Consider the following 21048-nt stretch of genomic DNA (forward strand, 5'->3'; position numbering starts at 1 on the left):
TCAGAATTTTTGGCAGAAGGACTTTAGATAAAAGACCCTTAAGAGGAACATTCAGGATCGGAAAGATAGGAGTATCAGGAATGTTCAGGGGTTGTTCAGGGGTTGTTCAGGAGTGCCGCTCAGGAGTTGTTCAGGAGTGCCGCTCAGGGGTTGGTCAGGAGTGCCGCTCAGGAGTGCCGCTCAGGAGTTGTTCAGGAGTGCCACTCAGGGCGCAGCTGGTTCTAAATAATATAAACTTGATGCTACGCGGACTTTGCTTTTACAAAAATTAGACAAACAACACATGAAAATTGAGAAGGTTACAACCAAAAATTAAAAACTTCACATTTGACTCAAAAACTATAATTATTGATGCTTATACATTATAAAAATGAAGGAGGTATTTCATGAATGTGGCGGACATAATGAGTTCACCTGTATATGTTATAGAATCAGATGAACCCGTGTCTCATGCAAGAAATCTGATGTTAAGACACAAGATCAGTACGCTGCTTGTCCTGAATGAAGGCAAGATGGTGGGAATAGTCACTAAATCAGACATCAGCAACCGTCTGGCTCAGGCAGAACCGCTCTGGAGGAGAAGACCCATAGACCAGATCCCTATCAAGCTGATGATGACAGAATCGGTAATCACTATCTATCCCGAAGCCTCTATATCCCAGGCAGCCGCCCTGATGCTTGAAAATGGAGTCCATGATATACCCGTGGTAAAGAATGACGTTGTCGGAATTGTTACAAGGACCGACATCGTGCGCCACGTTGCCAGAACAGAAGAAAACCTGGACACGAAGGTTTCCAGGCTGATGACAGAAGATGTTGTTTCTGTCCACAAGCATCACACCATCAACCACGTTCTCGATGAGATGAACAAGAACGAAATCGAAAGAGTGATTGTCAAGAACGACCTTGGAAAGCCTGCAGGGATCATTTCCCGAAGAAACCTTGCCTTAAACTACATCACCGACAGTGAAGGCAAACTTTCCACAAAAAATATCAAGATGGCCAGGAAATCCTCCCCGGCAGGCCAGAAAACCTACAGGTACATAAAAGAAGTACCCCTGACTGCGGAAGATATCATGTCCTCCCCGGTGGTTATGCTGGATGTAAATGAAAGCGCAAAAGAAGCCGCAAAAAAGATGATTGAAGAAGATGTTACAGCCCTACCCATTACGAACGGCGAGGAAATAGTGGGAATAATCAGCAGGACCGATATCATGAAAGCGGTGATGTAAAAGGCAATAAGAAGGCGACAAAAAAGCTATATGAGCTAAGCGTCGTGGCCTGAATAACCGGAACCATAACAGGCGACGGAAAACCGTGAAGCTGCCCACAGTGAAACAGGATGAAAAGAATAAGAACACTGAAAACGGCAGCAAGAAACGATGTAAAAACGCAAACTAGCAGAAAACAACAATTAAAAAATTCTGGATACGCATGAGGTGAATTGCATGCAAGTTAAAGATATAATGGTACAGCCACACAAGATCGATAAGTCAGACACCATATCCCACGCCCTTGATCTCATGGAGAAAAAGGACACAAAGCGTCTAATGGTAGTCCACAACGACCAGATGCTCGGTGTACTGACCATGAGAAGTCTGACCAAGGAGCTCGGAACTCGCAAGAAACTGAGCAAACCCGCATCCTCTCTGCATGTTGCAACAGCCGTATCCGACAACTTTGTAAAGGTCCTGCCGGACACCGACCTCAGCGACGCCCTCACCCTGATGAAGAAAAAAGGAGGAGTGATCGTCGTTACCAACAACGGGGACGTCCTGGGCTGGGTCACCCCGAAAGAACTTATGGAAGCAAACCGCTTTACGGGCTACGCCGGGGAAATCATGGAAAAAAACCCGATCAATGTCAGCCCCTCCGACCGGGTCAGCCACGCCAGGCACCTGATCCTCGACAACAACGTGGGCAGACTGCCTGTGGTTGAAAATGGCAAACTCGTAGGGATTGTCGCAGAAGAAGACATTGTCGCAGCCATGCGCGCCTTCAGGGACCTGGTGGCAGGCAACCAGCAGGATTCCAGAATCAAGAACCTTCTGGTAGGGGATATCATGACCCGCAGCGTGACCAGCGTCTATACCAACACTCTGCTTTCAGAAGTTGTCAAGACCATGCTGGAAAACGACTTCGGAGGAGTCCCGGTCCTCAACCTGGAAGAGGAACTTGTAGGCTTCCTTACCCGAAGGAATGTTATAAACGCAATCGCAGAATGAGTTCGATTCGAAAAGTTTGCTTTGAAAAGTTCGATTCAAAAAGGAAAAGAGAAGAGAACGTTGAAAAAAGAATGCCTGCCCCCTGCAGGGCAGGGCTTTTCTGTTTTTAAATTTGAGTTTTGATTTTGGATTGAATTTCTGCTTTTAGCTAATTTTGAAGTTTAATTATTTCTGTTTTTAACCAGATTTTGGTGTTTAAATGAATTTTCTTATTTTACCGGCTCAAAATGAGCGGTCTCCTCCGAGCAAGCCGCCCAGGAGTTCATCACCGACACCGGCAGCCCCACGCCTTTCACCCCTGTTCTGCTGGTAACTGGCTGCCGCAAAGATCCTGTCGGCAAGCCTGGAGAAAGGCAGGCTCTGCATGTACACGGTTCCTGGCCCTGTGAGGGTTGCAAGCACGACTCCTTCCCCGCCGAAGAGGGCGTTTTTGAAGTCCCGAGACCAGGTGATGTCATAACTTACGTTTTCAGTAAAAGCTGCCACACAGCCCGTGTCCACATGGTAGGTCTCTCCAGGGGCTAGTTCCTTCTTGACAATCGTGCCGCCAACATGGATGAAAGCCATGCCGTCACCCCGGAGCCTCTGCAAGATGAAACCCTCGCCTCCGAAAAGCCCGGCTCCGAGTTTGCGGGTAAAGGCGACTTCCACTTCCACACCCCGGGCAGCACAGAGGAAGGCATCTTTCTGGCAAAGCATGCTTCCCCCCATTGCGGAAAGATCCAGGGGGACAACCTTACCCGGGAACGGAGCCCCGAAAGCCACATGGCCTTTTCCCTGCCCCTGGTGGGTAAAGTTCGTGATGAAAAAGCTCTCTCCTGTAAGAGCCCTCTTCAGTCCCTTTTTCAGACCTCCCAGGAGTCCCTTGCTCTCACCGCCCATACTGGTCTGCATCTGGACTCCGGGACCCATGTACATCATTGCTCCGGCTTCTGCCTGGACGGCCTCTCCCGGGTCAAGTTCGACTTCCACAATCTGCAGGTCGTCGCCTATGATCTGATAATCAATTTCATCTGCCATTTTGATGTCTCCTTTTTGCTATCTCTTTCTGCCAGTTATTCTTTCTACTTTTACCGGCTATTTTTTGCCGCAGGTTTAAACTTCATTACTGTAAATTTAAATTTCATTAAAAATTATAGTTTCAAGACTTAAAAAGATTCTTGACATATCTATTTATGCCACATAGTTCCCTCAGGGAAAACACATAGTTCCCCCAAGGAAAACACATTATCCCTCAGGAAAAACACATTATCCCCCAGGAAAAACACATAATTCCCTGAGAGAAACAATGCGAAGGGACAACATATTTCAAGCCCGAAAGCAGATAGATATACTTATGCACACTGCGGGGAGTAGTGAAACTGTTGATGCCAGGTTTGTCGGAAAGCTGGCCGGATATTTCGGATTTGAAGAAGAAAAAATACGCCATCTTTTCGAAAAAAAATACCTTGCCCGGAACTGGGGAGAGCACGAGCACCTGTTTCGTTTCGACAAGGAGATTTCCCATATTGAAAGGGGCACATTGTTTTATGAGAAAGATGACAGTTTCGAAATGGTTCTGGGTTTCCCGAAAATACGGAGGGCCATGGTACTTTATCCAACCCTCGAGAAGCAGTTCGAAGGTCTCCGGAGCGTTGTCGTGGAAGAGAAGATGAACGGTTACAACGTCCGTGTTACCGGAGTGAACGGAGAGATCCTTGCAATTACCAGAAGCGGATATATCTGTCCCTATACCACGGAAAAGGCCAGGGGGAAATTAAACCCGGATTTCTTCAACGACTATCCGGACCTGGTGCTCTACGGGGAAATGGTGGGGCCGGACAACCCTTACGTCCCAAAAAAAATCTACGATGTCGAGTCCGTGGAGTTCTATATTTTCGACGTCCGGAAAAAAAATACTGGAGATCCTCTCCCTGCAGCCCGAAGGCGGGAAATCCTGGAAAAATACGGCTTTTTACAGGTGAAATCTTTCGGGGAAATACCCCTGGAAACGGCTCCCGGGGAAATTGCAAAAATAATCCGGAACCTGGGGAAAATAGAGCATGAAGGAGTGGTTATTAAAGACCCTGCGATGGTCCTGCCCTCTGTGAAGTACACATCTTCCCGGAGCAACTGCTCTGACCTTAAGCATGCCTTTAAGTTCTACAACGAGTCCGGAAGGGACTATATGCTTTCCCGAATAGTCAGGGAGGGGTTCCAGGCTGTGGAATGGGGAGAAAGCGAAGCCGAGTTCAAGAAACGCTGCATGCAGCTTGGGGAAAGTATCCTGACCCCTCTCCGGGATTCCGTGCAAAACGTCAAAAAAGGACAGCGCCTCTACGATGAGGTCCGGATCAGGGTAAAGGACCTGAAAACCGCCGTAGAATTCGAGGACTACCTGAAAAGGCTCGGAGTAGATTCCGTCTTCGAGAACCCTGAGCCTGTAGGTGACGAGTACCGAATAACCATCAAAAAAGTAAACAAGAGCACGAACGACAAAACCGAGGCAATCTGGAAAGGGGAACTGTGGTAACTTTGTTAGGGAAAAATTACCCAAAATCCTTTTTTCCGGGAATGCTGCCTATGAAAACTTTTTCAGGAAATTTGCCTAAGATCCTTTGTTTCCGGCAATAATATCCATGGGAACTTATTCAGGAAATTTTCCAGCAATCTTTTTTCAGAAATCATATCCTGATAACTTTTTCAGGAAAATTTCAAAAAGAAATATATTGCAGTATATTAATACCAGTGGCAGAAACAAAACCTTCTATTTACGTATCCTATATATTCACGGGATATTCACAGGAATATCAGTAACAGGATATTCACAGGAATATCAATCATAAGATATCCACAGGAACATCATTTACACAAATACCTATTCACACGACACTTAAAACAAAACACCTGAAAGGGATTCACCATGGCAAATATCGCAATTATCGGGACGGAACAGAGCGGAAGGACCACCCTTGCCGCAAACCTCGGGAAAAAAGGAACGCATTCGGACATCACCCTGTACAACAACGACAAAGAAACCCCTAAACTTGCCTTTATCGACCCCCACAGTTATCCGAAAACCCTGAAATCCCTGATCACGGCGCTGAACATTTCAGACATGGCAGTCCTCTGTATCCCCTCAACAGGCATGGACGCCCATACGGGAGAATGCATTATCGCCCTTGACCTGCTGGGTTTCAAGCATGGGATCATTGCCCTGACAAAGTCCGATACCACCCACATGTTCGCCATTGACGAACTCAAGGCAAAGATCAAACAGATCAGTGCAGGTACCGCACTGGAGGGCTGGGAATGTATCGCCATTAACACTAACAGGAGCGCAAAGAACCCCTTTGAAGGTGTGGACGAGCTCAAAGCCTTAATCAACTCCATGGCAACAGAAATTGAAGCAGAACAGGTAAAATTGAATGACCTGCCCGCCCGCGTATTCATAGACCACGCCTTTAATGTTACCGGGAAAGGCTGTGTAGTGCTCGGGGTTACCAAACAGGGCATCTCAAAGGACAAGGACAAAACCAAAATCTTCCCCCTGGACAGGGACATCGAAATCCGCTCCATCCAGAGCCACGACGTAGACATCACCGAAGCCCCCACCGGCACCAGAGTAGGGATGCGCCTGAAAAACGTCCAGGCAAAGGATATCGAGAGGGGGTTTATCATCTCGGATAAGGAGACCGTTACTACTGACTACACCCTGGAGTGCACCTTCTCGAAGTTCACCAAAAAAGTCGAACTCTCAAGCGTGCTTCACCTCTTCGTGGGCCTGCAGTCCGAACCCGTGCGCGTGGAAAAGATCCTGGTGAACGGGGAAGAAGCAAAAGAAGCCCTGCCCGGAAGTACCTGCGTGCTGGAACTCTCAGGAAACAAGAAGGTCGCCTACAGCAAAGAGGACCGCTTCCTGCTGGCAAACCTGGACCTGACCCAGCGCTTTGCAGGCTACGGTTTCTCAAAATGAGATCAGCTCTGAAAATGAGATAAGCCTGAGATAGTCTCAAATGATATAATGGAAAGAAATCAAGACCCTGTAAAAATGGTGTAAGGTAAAACTCCATGGAAAACGGTTCAGATCAGGAAAGAGCCCCCGAAGGGGAAAGTTCCCTCTACGGAAACGTCTTTCATAAAAACCTCTGCTGGCAGCGCTCCTACGAGAGGCCGGAAGAAAAAGAAATGATAATGGCCCTCTACGGCTCCCTCCGGGAAGGACTCTACAACAGCAGGCGCTTTGACCTGTCAGGCAGGTCGGAATTCCTGGGCACGGTAAGAATAGAAGGGTATGCCCTCTACTCCCTTGGCCCCTACCCTGCCGTCTACCCCTCGGAAGGAGACTCCGTACTTGCCGAAGTCCGGAAGTTTTCAGGAAAAAAGCAGCTTGAAATCGCAAAATCCATTGATTACATGGAGCTTTTCGGGGGCTACCACAGGGAATACGTGGACCTGGAAATCGGAGGGCAAAAGCTCAGGGCTATCATCTACGTTTACGACGAGGAACCCGGGACTGAAAAGGTTGAGAGTGGGGACTGGGTCGAGTACCTGGAAGGAAAAGAAGAAGAAAGGTGAAGAAGAAAGGTGAAGAAGAAAGGTGAAGAAGAAAGGTGAAGAAGAAAGGTGAAGAAGAAAGGTGAAGAAGAAAGGTGAAGAAAAAAGGTGAAGAAGAAAGGTGGAAGTGATTCCGGCCGCCCGCATTTAAGAGCAGCAGTCCAAAAATCTCGGTTACTTTTTTGTTTTCATCTATCAGAACCGGCAGACCTCACTAATTCCTTTTCCCCGATACAGCCCCCGTCGCATCAGCAACGGGCCTTTCCTAAACAAACAGCACGGTCAATAGACTCATAATCCTAAGGATTACGAGTATAATGATTCATGAGTATCTAGCTACATCAAGCCAATACACCTGAATAACCGGACAAGTTAAAGTTATACGGCATCAAAACAAATTAACAGATATGGAATCAACAGTCGACATTGAGAAAAGGCTCACAGAACTCGACAGAGAACTACATTCAATCCTTAGCACGCTTCGAAAAAAGGAGGGAAAAAGTTCAAAAGAGATTATAGATTCAGCCTGCGGAGCTTGGGGTTATGATGTCGATAGTGAAGAATTCGTTGACAAGCTCAGAAAATCTTCACGCCTGGACTGGGTAGAATGAAGTTTTTTGTGGACACATCAGTTTTTATAGACTGTCTCCGAAAAGAAACTGTTCCTTCCTCCATAGCTTTTCTTGAAAACCTCGAGGTCGGCCATTCAGGCTACACTTCATCAATAACAGTTGCCGAACTCAGTGTCGGAGCACACCTTTCGAGGAACCCTGACGCCCTCGAAAAGACCCTGGAACTGCTCAATATTGTAGAAGTAATAGACCTGGATTCAAAAATAGCAATAGACGCTGGAAAAATCTATGCAGACCTTGTCAGGAGCGGGAAGAGAATAGAATTAAACGACTGTCTGATTGCAGCAACTGCTCTTTCTCTGGGCATAAATAGGATCGTAACCAGAAATTTAAAACACTTCGTGCGCATCAGCGATGTTGAGGCTCTTGCACCTGAAGAAATTTAGTTGGAATCTGGTATCTTTGTTGCCGTCTGAATCCAATGAACTTACCATAGCAGATTTATATAACTTATTTTTTATTTTTAATTCGGCGCGGGCTCAGCAACTAAGTCCCTGTGACTTCGCACGCTTCGGGACTTCAGGCTTCGCCGGGTTTTATTCCAACTTACGGCGTAAAGTGGTAAAGTAATAAAATGGAAAGTAATTACAATTCCCTCAGGACGCGGAAACCGAGGGCACCGTTGCGGTTGCCGGGGTCGTTCCCGCCGCGGCTTGCTGACCGACAGACATCGACGTAGTCGAACCAGCCGCCGCCACGATTAACACGGACAGAGCTACTTCCATCTTCCCAGGCACTGCCATCAGATGGAGCCCCATCATAGTCATCATGCCACTTGTCCTGACACCACTCCCAGACATTTCCATGCATATCATAAAGACCCCAGGGATTTGGTTTCATCTGACCAACAGGATGAGTTCTACCTTCACGCATAATTTTGTCAATATACTTCTTCCACTCTTCACAAGTCGCATAACCACCATACCATGCATAATCTTTCAGTTTCGAGTCATCATCTCCAAAGTAATATCTTGTTGTTGTCCCGGCCCGGCAGGCATACTCCCACTCGGCTTCAGAGGAAAGACGATACTCGTCAGTTCCTTCCATTTCATTGAGCTTTTCAATAAACTCCTGGACATCATTCCAGGATACTTTTTCAACGGGTAGATCATCACCTTTGAAATAAGAAGGATTGCTGCCCATCACTTCACGCCACTGTTCCTGAGTTACTTCATATTTACCCAGGTAGTAAGACTCTTCAATCGTAACTTTATGAACAGGACCTTCGTTATCACATCTCCCTTCCTCGTCTGAAGGAGAACCCATCATAAATTCACCAGCAGGAATTTTCATGAATTCCATACCAATGGAGTTTGTGTAGTCAGATTCTGTTTCATCTGTTTCTCCGGTTCCGGTGCAACCCAGTACTCCGCAAAAAAGGAGCATAATTAGCACGGTACTGAATATTTGATTCACTCTTTCAACCATTTTATATCACCATTCAGAAGACCTATGAGCTTTTTGAAATTCTTCAACTTTATACAGCCTGTTTTTACAGATTGAAAAAGGAATTCAACGAGTTTTTCAAGAGCTATGTTTTCGAAATTTACACCTTGTTCAGCCGAGTAACCTCATCTGAGAGTTTCAGGAATAAAGATATTTTTATTTCAACTCTGTGTTTTTCTGCAATAAGTTAAATAGTTAAAATCAAATGATAGCCTACGCTGAGCTCCCTCAGGATAACTTTAGTTTATAAATTTTTCATTTTTAGAGTGAGCAGGACATTTGAGACGAAAACCCTGGCTCACCTGATAAGAAAAAAGTGCAATGAAATGAAAGTGAACAGCTTTTACTCAATTAAAAAATAATAAAATTCTTCGTTTACAGATTCCTTAAAAATTCAAGGCTTTTGACCCCTTCTTCTACAGAAGCCATTTCCGTAACAAAGATCCCTTTATAATCCGAGAGTTTTTCCATGACTGATTTCCAGTCCACAGTGCCTTCCCCCAGGGGGAGGTGCTCGTCTTTTTCTCCCATGTTGTCGTGGATGTGCACGTGAGAAATCCGGTCTCCCAGCTGGTCCAGGAACTCGTCTATAAGCCTCACGGTGTTGGCATGCCCCACATCAAAGGTGAAACCCACGTTATGGCTTCCGACGGCATCGAGCATCTCATGCATTTCATCCGGGTATTTCCCAAAGATTTTGGGGAAATCGGGCATGTTTTCAACGGCTACCAGGATCCCGAAATCCGCGGCAAAGTCGCAGATCTCCGTAAGGGAGGCAAGGTTTGTCTGGTAGGCCTCATACGGGACCTGCGCCCCGTAGGGAGAGAGGTAGCCGGGGTGGACCACTGCCAGGTTAACGTAGTTCGAGGCCAGGGTCAGATAGTGCTTCATCTGACGGATGACCTCCCCCCGGATGGAATCGTTCAAACCTGCCAGATTCATGTCCGAGAAGGGCAGGTGCAGGGTCAGCTCCAGGTTTGTGGTCTCATGAATGTTTTGCACGTTCTGGATGGTCTTACTGTTCAGACACTGGGAACCTTCCTGCACTATCTCCCAGCCCGTATACCCGTGGTCTTCAAGCGTGTAGGCCCATTTGAAGGGGTCTTCAACAACCGACCGCGAAGAAAAACTGATTCGATGAAGCTGCATGACGACAATTCATTCCTTTTCCATTGATTTGCATAGAAGTGCGGGACGTAAAGATGTAGGACGTAAAGATGTAGGACGTAAAGATGTAGGACGTAAAGATGTAGGACGTAAAGATGTTGGCGGGAAATCAGATATAATTAACTTTTCAGTCCCTTTCCACGTAGTCCATTCCCACTTCAACAACCGGTTTCCCGTCTTCGGTAAGAGGCAGGAGCCACTCAAAAAGACGCTCCATTTCCTCGGGAGAGTCTGCCCTGACGCTGACCTCAATTGACCCTATAGGCTCTTTTTCTGCGGGAACACTGGGGACCCCCACAAAAGCCGCCTGCTTGTTGAGCAAAAAGTTAACAGAGAGGCCGTCAGAGGAGAGACCTTTATTGAAGGCTTTATTGCGCATGCTGTCTATGATAGATTCCCTGCGGATGAGCCCGTGCAGGGTAAACAGGAGGTCAAAACCTCCCTCCCCTGAGAGGTAAAAGGAAGGTAAAGACCCGGCATCTCCTGATTCGGATTTTTCGGCTTCGGAAGCTATCCTTTCAATTTCAATACCTGAAAAAAGCTTCAAGATTGCCCCGGAAACCTTTTCAGGATCTTCTGTGGGATATACGGCTGCTGAAACCTCGACGTGTATCATGAATTAACTCCTTAACTGATAGAATTACTACATGGATTTGGCTGATAGACCTGATCCGTGGGTTCATACTAATGGTTTACATGAGCAAGGTTATTAAATGAATTACTCTGTAAATGAATTACTCTGTAAATGAATTACTCTGTAAATGAATTACTCTGCCGGATTTTCTCCGGAATAGTTTTTCAGGACTGCAATAACTTTCTCTTTGAAGACTTCAAGAGTGGAATCATTTTCGATTTCGGCATTTGAAGCTATGATGGCGTCTCCCATACCCCAACCAAGTTCACGCTCGTCCCTGTTGCGGAGGCCATCAATACTGTCCATGTCATCACTTCTGCCTCGATTCTGAACCCTATCAAAACGGGTATCAAGGGGAGCGTAGATGGCAACCAGGACAAACTTTTTTCCAAATTCCCTCCTGAAGCATTCAAGTTCGGCAATCCCGCGAACCCCGTCCACGACCAGGAGTTCCGAGTCTGTCTCCTGGATCTGGGAAATGCAACGTTTGGCAACGGCGTCCATGCCTTCACATTTCCGGAGATCCGTTGCAACCATCCCGGTGTTGGCGTCACTGGGCTCAAGCCCCCGTCTCAGCACTTCCTTTCGGATCACGTCCCCCATGTTAACCACGGGAATGCCCATTTCAACGGCAGTCCTGGCAGCTTCGGATTTTCCTGAGGCAGGCATGCCTACGAACGCTATGATCTTCATTATAAATTATCCTTTAATTTGAACCTTTTAATTTGAATCGTGAAACGTACAGGCCGATTTATAAAGTTTATAATATGATCGTAGTCAAACCACAGGATCATATATATTATTTCCTGAACGAACGAAAAAAAAGAAGAAAGCTAATAAAAAAATGAAAAAAAGAAGAAAACGACTCGCAAAAGTTCTAGCAGAGCCGGTAAAAGACTCTGGTGGATTTTTTTCTGAATGACAGTGAGAAGGAATAAAGAAAGAAAGGAAGAAAGGAAGAAGGGAAGGGATGGAAGAGGGTCTTAGAGAAAGCCTTTGAAAAAGGCCTGGAGAACCTGCCCAATGCCCGATTATAAAATATAAACCTCTTTCATGAGAACATCTTGTTAAAGACGGAGGTTTTGAAGTCAACCAGAGGCTTTAACCGATAATCCTCAAGGAGCACCTTGCGGGTGTTTTCCACGGGAACGCTAAGGGAAATTTCCTTTGTCCGGCCGTAGCGGCCTTTGCTTACCACAACTGCGTTTACAATGCCCAGCATGTCGAGTTCGGACATGAGGTCCGTTACCCTGCGCTGAGTCAGGATATCCACGTCGATGTGATGACAAAGCTGCCTGTAGACGTTATACATTTCCCCTGTGGTGATGTTCTTGCCTTCCTTACCCCGGTTCCGGAGCAGGATGATGCTGTAAAGTACGAGCTTGGACTGAGTGGGAAGGGTCCTCACCACTTCCACCACGCGGTCGACTTCAATCTTTTCCTGGGCACGGCGCACATGCTCTTCAAGGACCTGGGGATGATTTTCCCGCTCGGTAATTTCCCCTGAAACTCTCAGGAGGTCAAGAGCTCTCCGGGCATCCCCGTGTTCCTGAGCAGCAAAGGCAGCACAGAGAGGGATTACCATCTCACCCAGGACCCCTTCGTTATAGGCCATCTTAGCCCTCTGCTTCAGGATATCGCTGATCTGCTCAGCGTCGTAGGGCGGGAAGATCAGTTCTTCCTCTCCCAGGGAACTCTTGACTCTCGGGTCCAGAAACTCCGTAAACTTCAGGTCGTTGGACACCCCGATCATGCTGACCTTGGCCTTGCGCAGGTCCGTGTTGATCCGGGAGAGGTTGTAGAGGACATCATCCCCTTTCTTGATCAGCTTATCAATCTCGTCCAGAATTATGATAATGACCTGATCCCTGGAATCAATCGCTTCCTTGAACTTCATAAAGACCTGATCCGTGGGCCACCCGGTCATAGGGACCTCTTCCTCAAAATGCCGGGCAAGGTTTGCAAGAAGCCGGTACTGCGTGTCGATGACCTCACAGTTGATGTAGACCACCGAGCAGAAGATTGACTTGTCTTCGCTCACCCTTTCCAGTTCTTTTCCCACATAGCGGGTCACGGCAGTTTTTCCGGTCCCTGTTTTTCCGTAGATCAGCACGTTGGAAGGAGTCTCCCCCCGCAATGCAGAGACCAGAATGGTTGCAAGGCTATTGATCTGTTCATTCCGGTGGAGTAACAGGTCCGGAGTGTATGAAGGTCGAAGGACCTCTTTGTTTTTGAAAATTGACTGTCCGTCAAGTAATTTTTCGAACAGCCCGTCTAATGATTGAGCTTTCATCATGGATGACCCTCTTCTTGCAACAAATTAATCGCAAACAACTGGAATGTATTAGGAGTGGATTCGCACAATTTTAAACCACTACGAGCATTTTACAACTTCATTTTCAAACGATTTAATTTAGCAGCTTCAAACTTGAAACCTGCAGTTTAAATCTACAGCTTTCTGGATCCGGAGATCAAGTTAGTCGTTGGGGTTAATTTAGTCGTGAACGCAGGAATTACATGCAAATTTCGATGTATTATGATTCGATGTATTATGATTCGATGTATTATGATTCGATGTATTATGATTCGATGTATTATGATTCGATGTATTATGATTCGATGTATTATGATTCGATGTATTATGATTCGATGTATTATGATATCCGGAAGCATCGGATTGCAGAAATGTCATCCCGGGATTCTGTAATTACGGGTTCTGAATCTTGAGGACCTCGGAACCGGAGCTCTTTGAATCAGGCAATCTTCATACCCTGGGAATGACAGGTAAGTAGAGTTTTTTCACGGGGGGGTCATAAAAACCAGACCCTATGTAAGATCTAATTAATTTCCACGGTTTTTCCATGCCTGATCCCATCTCCTGCTCCTCCGAATTAACTTCCTTACCAATGGAATAGTGGAGAGAGATACCAAGCATTGTATTAAAGTGTTATTTGTAAGTTTTTTGAATCGGAAGATCCATTTTTTAACCATTCACTCCTGATTGAAATTTAGCAAAAAGGATCCTGTGAATGGAAATGGAGTTTCGATTATAGACAAAGACCTGGCAATCGGAGTTCAACAATAGGGATTCCGCAGTCTTTGCACCATAAGCCGATTTGCGGACATAAAGTCTTCAGGAACCTCAAATCCTGATAACTTCCTGCACCCTTCCCTCCTCTTTGACCAAAATTTAAGGTGATATCGGTATATAAATAACCGACATAGGATCACATTTGCAGTAGATGCAATGGAAGTAAACCTTATTAATAGTTATGGTGAAGACCCCCCCGTTTCCAATGGAAATGGCTGAGACCTTCAAATCCCAAGCTAAAAACAATAGGAAAAGGCATTCTTAAGATTGAAGTAAAAATTTGGAGATCAGACCATAAATGGGAGATTGATGGAGATTGAGGCCGAATCCCCTCTTTCGGGTGGAAAAAATTAGAAAAATTATAACCCCTTCATTTCCACTGAAACAATAAAAATTTTTTTTATATGAGATAGTAATATTAAAATCAATTGTATGAAAATAAAAAAAACACCAAGGTTAAAAACAACGGCATAAAAAGCAGGAGTAAATTTAGGAAATCAGAAGTAACTTTAGGAAAAAGCCATTCAATCTCTCGACCCTAACTATATAAAATTATTTTCTGAAATTTTGTACAATGACAGGTAAAATAATGAAAAATTCAAAAAACTTATAAAAATATAGAGATACATGGATGTATTCAAAAATGTGGACAATCAGGTATAAAAATATACAGCTGTATTGCAGTACGAAAAACCCTAATTAATAAAAAATAATTAAATAAGTCAGTTTCCAACCCCTGATTTGCCTAAAAAAATAAAAAGTCCTTGAAATATGGATTTTTAATAACAAAGCAGGGCTTCAAATTCAGATTTGCTGTATAGATTTGCTGTATAGATTTGCTGTATAGATTTGCTGTATAGATTTGCTGTATAGATTTGCTGTATAAATTTGCCGTATAAATTTGCCGTATAAATTTGCTGCATAGATTTGCTGTGTTAATAATTATTGCATAAATACTACTGAATGTATCTTGAAGGTATATTTGCTTCAAATTAGGAATCGCAATTCAAAAATCTGAAACATAGCTGTCTAGAACGAATTTGTATAAAAGAATCACAAATAGAACAACCGATAGAAAAAAGTTACAAATGGAACAGGTTATAAAAAAGTTACAAATGGAACAGGTCATAAAAAGGGATTTGGAAATTAAAACCTTTAAAGATTCGTTAAAAATCTTCAAAACCCTTTAAACTCTTTAAACTCTTTAAACTCTTTAAACTCTTTAAACTCTTTAAACTCTTTAAACCCTTTAAACTCTTTAAACCCTTTAAAAAAATGGAGTTGAACAATGGTATCGGATAGTTTTAGTATCATACTTATTTTTGCTTTATATCTACTCTTCATGATCTCTATCGGGGTTCTCTATTATCGAAAAACTGAGAATCTCGCTGATTATATCCTGGGAGGCAGAAAACTGAACAGCTGGGTTACAGCTTTAAGTTCCCAGGCCTCAGACATGAGCGGCTGGTTGCTACTCGGGCTTCCCGGATATGCCTATCTGGCCGGGATGGAAGCCATCTGGATCGGGATTGGTCTAGCTGTCGGGACTTACCTTAACTGGAAGTTTGTGGCTAAGAAACTGCGCCAGTACACCCAGATTGCAGGCGACGCGATCACTATCCCCGTGTACTTCGAAAACAGGTTCAGGGATGATACCCATGCCCTCAGGATTATTTCAGCCATCCTGATTCTGGTCTTCTTCCTGCTTTATACTTCCTCGGGACTGGTGGCCGGAGGAAAGCTCTTTAACACCGTTTTCGACATCCCCTACCAGCAGGCCCTTCTAATCGGTGCCCTGGTGATAATCAGTTATACTTTCCTGGGAGGGTTCATGGCTGTCTGCTGGACCGACTTCTTCCAGGGTGCACTTATGATCTGCGCCATCGTCCTGGTGCCTTCTATGGCCATGAAAGGAATGGGTGGATATGGCTCAACCTTGGACCTGATCCAGAGCATTGACCCCCAGCTACTCAACCCCTGGACTGCCCTTGCCGGAGGCGCAATCCCCCTGGTCTCAAACCTGGCATGGGGACTCGGATATTTCGGAATGCCCCACATCCTGGTCCGTTTCATGGCCATCGAATCTCCCGATAAGATCAAGCAGGCAAGGCTCATTGCCATGGTCTGGGTCGTAATTTCCCTGATATTCGCCGTCGTCGTGGGACTTGTAGGAAGGGCCTACCTCCACCCCGAATTCCTGGGAGCCGGGGGCAGTGAAACGATTTTCATGGTCCTGGTCAACACCATGTTCACTCCGGTAATCGCAGGAATCCTGCTTGCAGCCATCCTTGCGGCTATCATGAGTACCGCTGACTCCCAGCTCCTTGTGGCTGCATCCGCCTTTACGGAAGATATCTACAGGATCGTCATGAAAAAGGACGCCAGCGAAAAAGAACTGGTCTGGCTCGGCAGGCTCGCCGTTATCGCAATTTCCACAATCGCCTACATGATTGCCAGGGACCCGAACAACTCGGTTATGGGCCTTGTTTCCTATGCCTGGGCAGGTTTCGGAGCAGCTTTCGGACCGATAATTATCTTCTCCCTCTTCTGGAAGCGAACCACCAGGAACGCAGCTCTGGGAGGAATGGTTTCCGGCGGCCTCATGGTTATCCTCTGGAAGCAGCTTTCAGGTGGGATCTTCGACCTCTATGAAATCGTGCCCGGTTTTGTCCTCTCATGCATCGTAATCTACGTCATAACCATCCTGGACAAGGAAGGCCCCTCAGCAGAAATCCAGAAAGAGTTCGACCGCGTAAAGCAGATGTGAGCCACCGGGTAAAAATCACAAAAAAGATGTCGAACCCCTGAAGCATAAATATTCAATTCTCTGAAAAACGAAAATAAAAAGAAGACAAAAATAAGAAAAACGGCAAATCTGATCTATCAATATAATCTTCCTGAAATAAGATGGAACCAAGATGGAACCGGGGAGAATTAACTGATAGATCATTTTTATAACTTTTTTCCACCTGAGTCATCTCAGATTTTATTTTTTTCTCCAGATTTTTCCCCAGATTTTTCTCCAGATTTTTCCCCAGATTTTTCCCACATATTATATAGTCAAAAACGCAATGATCGCAACAAATCTATTTAAAATTCCTCAAAAAATTCAACGCTTTGAGTTTTGGTTAGTTAAGACCTTTCAGTTCGTTAACTTAAATTCAAAATTTTTTTATTTTGATGGAAATTAATAAGTTAATAAGCGAGAATCTGGAAATATTTCTGATTTGAATTGTTCCTAAGAATTTGTCTATTCTATTGTCTATTCTATTGTCTATTCTATTGTCTATTCTATTGTCTATTGTCTATTCTATTGTCTATTCTATTGTCTATTCTGTTCTCTATTCTATTCTATTCTATTCTATTCTATTCTATTCTCTATTCTCTATTCTATTTCTAAAAATTCGGCCTGAACTGTCAATTTCACCTAGATTGAAGAAAGCGACTTAACAAAAGTGAAGAAAGATTGGAAAAGACAAAAATTGGAAAAGACAAAAATTGGAAAAGACAAAAATTGGAAAAGACAAAAATTGGAAAAGACAAAAATTGGAAAAGACGAAAACTGAAAAAAATTCAAAGATTCTAGTTTGCTAATCTCTTTCAATTTTGATCTTTTTCTCTTTCTAAATGTAAAAAGATAAATTTGTAAAGATAAAAGATCTGTTATGTAGACCCCTTTATTTCCAGTGCAACCTTTAAATAAGACCGGGAGGGTATGATTTCCACTGGAGGGGGTTTGGAGTTTTGGGTAACAAAATAAAACAAAGTTTTATTTAGTTATGGTAACAAAATAATGTTGTTGTGTTATAACATTAATTGTATATATATTTTGTTAAAAAAAAGTTAATTTTGTGGAAGGATTTAAGATAAAATGGAAAAATGAAAAAATGAAAAAAAACATTGCTAAGTTTCATTTTATTAATTTGCGTTCTCCATCAGAAACGTTCTCCAGTGGAAACCAAGGGGTCCCCCTCTACAAACTTATTAATAAAATCCTGTTTTTTACTCTCGTTCTAAAGTTATTTTTTAATTCTTTTTTTTTCCAGGTAATCAAAACAACTAACCTCATACAAATTTTAAAAAATTCACATTGGAGTGTCTTGAGCATTCCATCTTCCTGTAAGAATTTTCATAAACCCATTCCATAAGTATTTTAAATAGAATTGTTTTTAGTTTATCCATATGAATGAGCAGGGTCTTTCTGAAAAAGAGGTTTTATCCCTCCTGAAAAAGGCGAAATCAGAGGATACGGATTATTATCGTGTTTTAAGTTCAATGTGCACTCATCCCCATGCAATTGCAGCGGAGGCTCACATGCTTTTTATTGAGGCCAACCTGGGAGATCTCGGGCTCTTTCCGGGAACTTATGGTTTTGAAAAGGAAGTCATCAGCATGCTGGGAGAGTTGCTCCATGCTCCTTCCCTTAGAAATTCCGGGAAGTTTTCCGACGGGGAGTTCTGTGGTTATCTTACAACCGGGGGGACAGAATCCAATATCCAGGCAATCAGGGCAATGAAGAACCTGAGTGCTCACAGAAAACCGCAGATCACAAATCCCAACATCGTAATCCCGGATTCGGCTCATTTTTCTTTTGATAAGATCGCAAATATGCTTGGAATAGAGATCCGAAGGGCTGGTCTGGATCCTGAGTTCAGGGTTGACCTGGCTTCCGTGGAAAAACTGACCGATAAAAATACCATAGGGCTTGTGGGAATAGCCGGAAACACGGAATTCGGACAGGTAGATCCTATAGAAAGTCTCTCTGAACTTGCGCTTGAAAAGGACCTTTTCCTGCATATTGATGCTGCTTTTGGGGGTTTTGTAATTCCCTTCCTTGAAAAGTCATATCCTTTCGACTTTGAAGTGCCAGGTGTTACTTCCGTCGCCATTGACCCGCACAAGATGGGCCTTTCCACAATTCCCTCGGGCGCTCTGCTCTTCAGGTCGCACAGCTTCCTCGATTCCCTTCAGGTCAAAACTCCTTATCTCACCACAAAATCCCAGTTCACCCTCACAGGCACCCGAACCGGGGCCTCAGCTGCTGCAACCTATGCTGTGATGAAGCACCTCGGAAGGGAAGGATACAGGAAAAACGTGGAATACTGCATGGAGCTTACTGAAAAACTTGTAAAAGGTGCAAGAAAACTAGGCTTCTATCCCCTGCTCACCCCTGTCATGAACGTCGTCGCCCTCGGTGTGCCTGAACCTGACCTTGTCCGGGAACAGCTCCATGAAAAATTTGGCTGGAACGTCTCAATTGTGCGCAGCCCCAGAGCCCTCCGCCTCGTCCTCATGCCCCACACTACAACCCAGGATATCGAAGAATTCCTGAAGGCTCTGGAGAAGGTAGTAGCAGAACTTTGAAACGGCTTCGGACTTTGAAAGAGCCTTAAAATACCTTAAACTTTGGATTAGCCTTTCTCTGAGTTAGCTGAAAATACCTTAAACTTTGGATTAACCTTTCTCTGAGTTAGCTGAAAATACCTTAAACTTTGGATTAACCTTTCTCTGAGTTAGCTGGTTTTTTAGTTAGCTGGCTTCTAGTTAATCGATGGTTCTGAAGCAACCAGTGACTTTGGAATATCGGTAGATTTTAAGTGGATTGGGTTTCAAGCGGCTTGCATCTGAGCGCAGGCTATTCGGTCAGGTTTTTATTCTAACTATGTGAATGGTCGGATCTGATCTTATACGATCTTTTTTTCAGGTCACTCTTTTGGACTTCAGTTTATGTACAGTAAATATCTATAGGGTTATTATGTACAGTAAATATCTATAGGATTATTATCAAAGTAATAAATGGGGATTTGAGTAGTACATGGGATTTGAGTAGTACATGGGGATTTGAGTAGTACATGGGGATTTGAGTAGTACATGGGGATTTGAGTAGTACATGGGGATTTGAGTAGTACATGGGGATTTGAGTAGTACATGGGGATTTGAGTAGTACATGGGATTTGAGTATATTATGTATCTTCGGATCAGGGATCTCCTGATTAAAATTATCTTAATGAGAGGGGGATTTTATTTATGCAATCTTCATTGAAAATCGGAAGTGTAATGGGCATACCAATCAAGCTACACGTTACTTTTCTCCTGATATTGCCCGTTTTTGCGTACGTCTTTGCGATCAATCCGCAGCCTTTCGGGTTTTCGGGGGTTGAGCCTCCGCTGACCAGATATGCGCTCTCGACACTGACAGCTATCCTGCTCTTTGTGTCCATTCTTCTGCATGAACTTGCACACTCCTACCTGGCGATGCGGTACGGGGTCAATATTGACAGCATTACACTCTTCCTTTTCGGGGGTGTTTCGTCGATGGAAGAGATGCCAAGGGTACCTTCACAGGAAGCAAAGATGGCGTTTGCAGGGCCTTTAACGAGCCTGGTGATAGGTTTCGTTTGTCTTTTCGTTTACGGAACCTTCATATCTCCTAACTCGGCGCTTGCGGAGAACCCCTTTTTCCTTACAATCTGGATCCTCGGGGCAATGAATTTGGTGCTTGGAGTCTTTAACCTCCTGCCTGCTTTTCCCATGGACGGGGGCCGGGTGCTTCGGGCTCTTTATGCCAGGAAAATGTCGTACGTAAAGGCTACCCAGAGTGCGGCAGCTGTCGGGAAGTTCTTTGCAATCCTTATGGCTATTTTCGGTATTCTGATTGGCAACCTCTGGTTCCCCCTGATAGCCCTTTTCATCTATGTCGGGGCATCGGAAGAAGAACGTTCCACTCAGGCTTCGGTGACCCTCGAAGACATATTTATCCGGGATATAATGACTCCTGTTGTGGTCTCGGTCCACCCTTCCATGAGTGTTGAAGACCTGGTTCACTTCATGTTCGAAAATAAACACATGGGTTACCCTGTCATGGAAGGCGGTGTCCTGAAAGGAGTAGTGAGCTTTACTGATGTCCAAAGGGTTCCCATACTCGAGCGGCCTGTACTTCTTGTCTCGGATATAATGACTAAAGATATTGTATCCATACCCTCTGATGGCCATGCGACCGATGCTTTGAAACTGGTCTCGAGCCGGAATATCGGTAGGCTCCTTGTCATTGATAACGGGAATCTGGTTGGAATCCTTTCCAGGACAGATCTTGTACGGACCCTGAAGCTAATGAGTGAGTGAATTCTTACAAATGAGTTCTTACAAATGAGTTCTTACAAATGAATTCTTACAAATGAGTTCTTACAAATGAGTTCTTATAGGATCCATAACTGGATAGGTTCTTACAAATGAGTTCTTATAAGATCCATAACTGGATAGGTTCTTACAAATGAGTTCTTATAAGATCCATAACTGGATAGGTTCTTGCAGGATTGA

The 21048-nt window shown here is 44.5% G+C and carries 18 protein-coding genes; 11 read left to right on the forward strand and 7 right to left on the reverse strand.

The window, feature by feature from the left end:
* Window positions 1-386 precede the first annotated feature (386 nt).
* Window positions 387-1232 (forward strand): CBS domain-containing protein, encoded by an 846-nt coding sequence (locus ACSAZK_RS09950; RefSeq protein WP_440954001.1) that lies wholly within the window; start codon window positions 387-389, stop codon window positions 1230-1232.
* Window positions 1233-1448: 216 nt separating this feature from the next.
* Entirely contained in the window at window positions 1449-2225 is a 777-nt protein-coding gene (locus ACSAZK_RS09955) for a CBS domain-containing protein (protein ID WP_440954002.1), read from the forward strand.
* Window positions 2226-2447: 222 nt separating this feature from the next.
* Here ACSAZK_RS09955 and ACSAZK_RS09960 read toward each other — a convergent pair whose 3' ends face one another.
* Window positions 2448-3245 (reverse strand): TIGR00266 family protein, encoded by a 798-nt coding sequence (locus ACSAZK_RS09960; protein WP_440954003.1) that lies wholly within the window; start codon window positions 3243-3245, stop codon window positions 2448-2450.
* 316 nt (window positions 3246-3561) lie between these two features.
* Here ACSAZK_RS09960 and ACSAZK_RS09965 point away from each other — a divergent pair, with 316 nt between their 5' ends.
* The 5 genes from ACSAZK_RS09965 (at window position 3562) to ACSAZK_RS09985 (ending at window position 7779) form a co-directional block, all read left to right on the forward strand.
* Window positions 3562-4737 (forward strand): RNA ligase, encoded by a 1176-nt coding sequence (locus ACSAZK_RS09965; RefSeq protein WP_440954004.1) that lies wholly within the window; start codon window positions 3562-3564, stop codon window positions 4735-4737.
* A 390-nt stretch (window positions 4738-5127) separates the two neighbouring features.
* Window positions 5128-6180, forward strand: a complete 1053-nt coding sequence (locus tag ACSAZK_RS09970) for an elongation factor Tu (protein ID WP_440954005.1) — start codon at window positions 5128-5130, stop codon at window positions 6178-6180.
* A 95-nt stretch (window positions 6181-6275) separates the two neighbouring features.
* Window positions 6276-6782 (forward strand): gamma-glutamylcyclotransferase family protein, encoded by a 507-nt coding sequence (locus ACSAZK_RS09975; protein ID WP_440954006.1) that lies wholly within the window; start codon window positions 6276-6278, stop codon window positions 6780-6782.
* A gap of 386 nt (window positions 6783-7168) precedes the next feature.
* A complete protein-coding gene (locus tag ACSAZK_RS09980; RefSeq protein WP_440954007.1) occupies window positions 7169-7372 on the forward strand; it encodes a hypothetical protein in 204 nt (67 codons plus the stop codon).
* 8 nt (window positions 7373-7380) lie between these two features.
* Window positions 7381-7779 carry a type II toxin-antitoxin system VapC family toxin gene (locus ACSAZK_RS09985; RefSeq protein ID WP_440954008.1) on the forward strand — a complete coding sequence of 133 codons (399 nt, stop codon included), beginning with the start codon at window positions 7381-7383 and terminating at the stop codon, window positions 7777-7779.
* A 199-nt stretch (window positions 7780-7978) separates the two neighbouring features.
* On the opposite strand, the gene ACSAZK_RS09990 is transcribed toward ACSAZK_RS09985, so the two are convergent.
* The 5 genes from ACSAZK_RS09990 to ACSAZK_RS10010 form a co-directional block, all read right to left on the reverse strand.
* The gene (locus tag ACSAZK_RS09990) at window positions 7979-8821 is read right to left on the reverse strand and encodes a formylglycine-generating enzyme family protein (protein ID WP_440954009.1); all 843 of its coding nucleotides are present in this window, start codon (window positions 8819-8821) and stop codon (window positions 7979-7981) included.
* Between the two features lie 393 nt (window positions 8822-9214).
* Window positions 9215-9988 carry a sugar phosphate isomerase/epimerase family protein gene (locus ACSAZK_RS09995; RefSeq protein ID WP_440954010.1) on the reverse strand — a complete coding sequence of 258 codons (774 nt, stop codon included), beginning with the start codon at window positions 9986-9988 and terminating at the stop codon, window positions 9215-9217.
* Between the two features lie 145 nt (window positions 9989-10133).
* Complete coding sequence (locus ACSAZK_RS10000; protein WP_440954011.1) at window positions 10134-10622, reverse strand: RNA-binding domain-containing protein; 489 nt, start codon at window positions 10620-10622, stop codon at window positions 10134-10136.
* Between the two features lie 150 nt (window positions 10623-10772).
* Window positions 10773-11333, reverse strand: a complete 561-nt coding sequence (locus ACSAZK_RS10005; RefSeq protein WP_440954012.1) for a dephospho-CoA kinase — start codon at window positions 11331-11333, stop codon at window positions 10773-10775.
* Between the two features lie 358 nt (window positions 11334-11691).
* Window positions 11692-12936, reverse strand: a complete 1245-nt coding sequence (locus tag ACSAZK_RS10010) for an ORC1-type DNA replication protein (protein ID WP_440954013.1) — start codon at window positions 12934-12936, stop codon at window positions 11692-11694.
* 221 nt (window positions 12937-13157) lie between these two features.
* Between ACSAZK_RS10010 and ACSAZK_RS10015 the strand changes: the two genes are divergently transcribed.
* Window positions 13158-13367, forward strand: coding sequence for a hypothetical protein (locus ACSAZK_RS10015; RefSeq protein WP_440954014.1), 210 nt, complete (start codon window positions 13158-13160; stop codon window positions 13365-13367).
* Between the two features lie 37 nt (window positions 13368-13404).
* On the opposite strand, the gene ACSAZK_RS10020 is transcribed toward ACSAZK_RS10015, so the two are convergent.
* Window positions 13405-13575 carry a hypothetical protein gene (locus ACSAZK_RS10020; protein ID WP_440954015.1) on the reverse strand — a complete coding sequence of 57 codons (171 nt, stop codon included), beginning with the start codon at window positions 13573-13575 and terminating at the stop codon, window positions 13405-13407.
* Between the two features lie 1444 nt (window positions 13576-15019).
* On the opposite strand from ACSAZK_RS10020, the gene putP reads away from it, so the two are divergent.
* The 3 genes from putP to ACSAZK_RS10035 all read left to right on the forward strand — a co-directional run bounded on the left by putP (window position 15020) and on the right by ACSAZK_RS10035 (window position 20853).
* Window positions 15020-16498 carry a sodium/proline symporter PutP gene (putP, locus tag ACSAZK_RS10025; RefSeq protein WP_440954016.1) on the forward strand — a complete coding sequence of 493 codons (1479 nt, stop codon included), beginning with the start codon at window positions 15020-15022 and terminating at the stop codon, window positions 16496-16498.
* A 1415-nt stretch (window positions 16499-17913) separates the two neighbouring features.
* On the forward strand, window positions 17914-19095 hold the full coding sequence (mfnA, locus tag ACSAZK_RS10030) for a tyrosine decarboxylase MfnA (RefSeq protein WP_440954017.1): 1182 nt from the start codon (window positions 17914-17916) through the stop codon (window positions 19093-19095).
* A 663-nt stretch (window positions 19096-19758) separates the two neighbouring features.
* The gene (locus tag ACSAZK_RS10035) at window positions 19759-20853 is read left to right on the forward strand and encodes a CBS domain-containing protein (protein WP_440954018.1); all 1095 of its coding nucleotides are present in this window, start codon (window positions 19759-19761) and stop codon (window positions 20851-20853) included.
* The last annotated feature ends 195 nt before the right edge of the window (window positions 20854-21048 follow it).

Source organism: Methanosarcina sediminis (assembly GCF_052056915.1).
GTDB lineage: Archaea > Halobacteriota > Methanosarcinia > Methanosarcinales > Methanosarcinaceae > MTP4.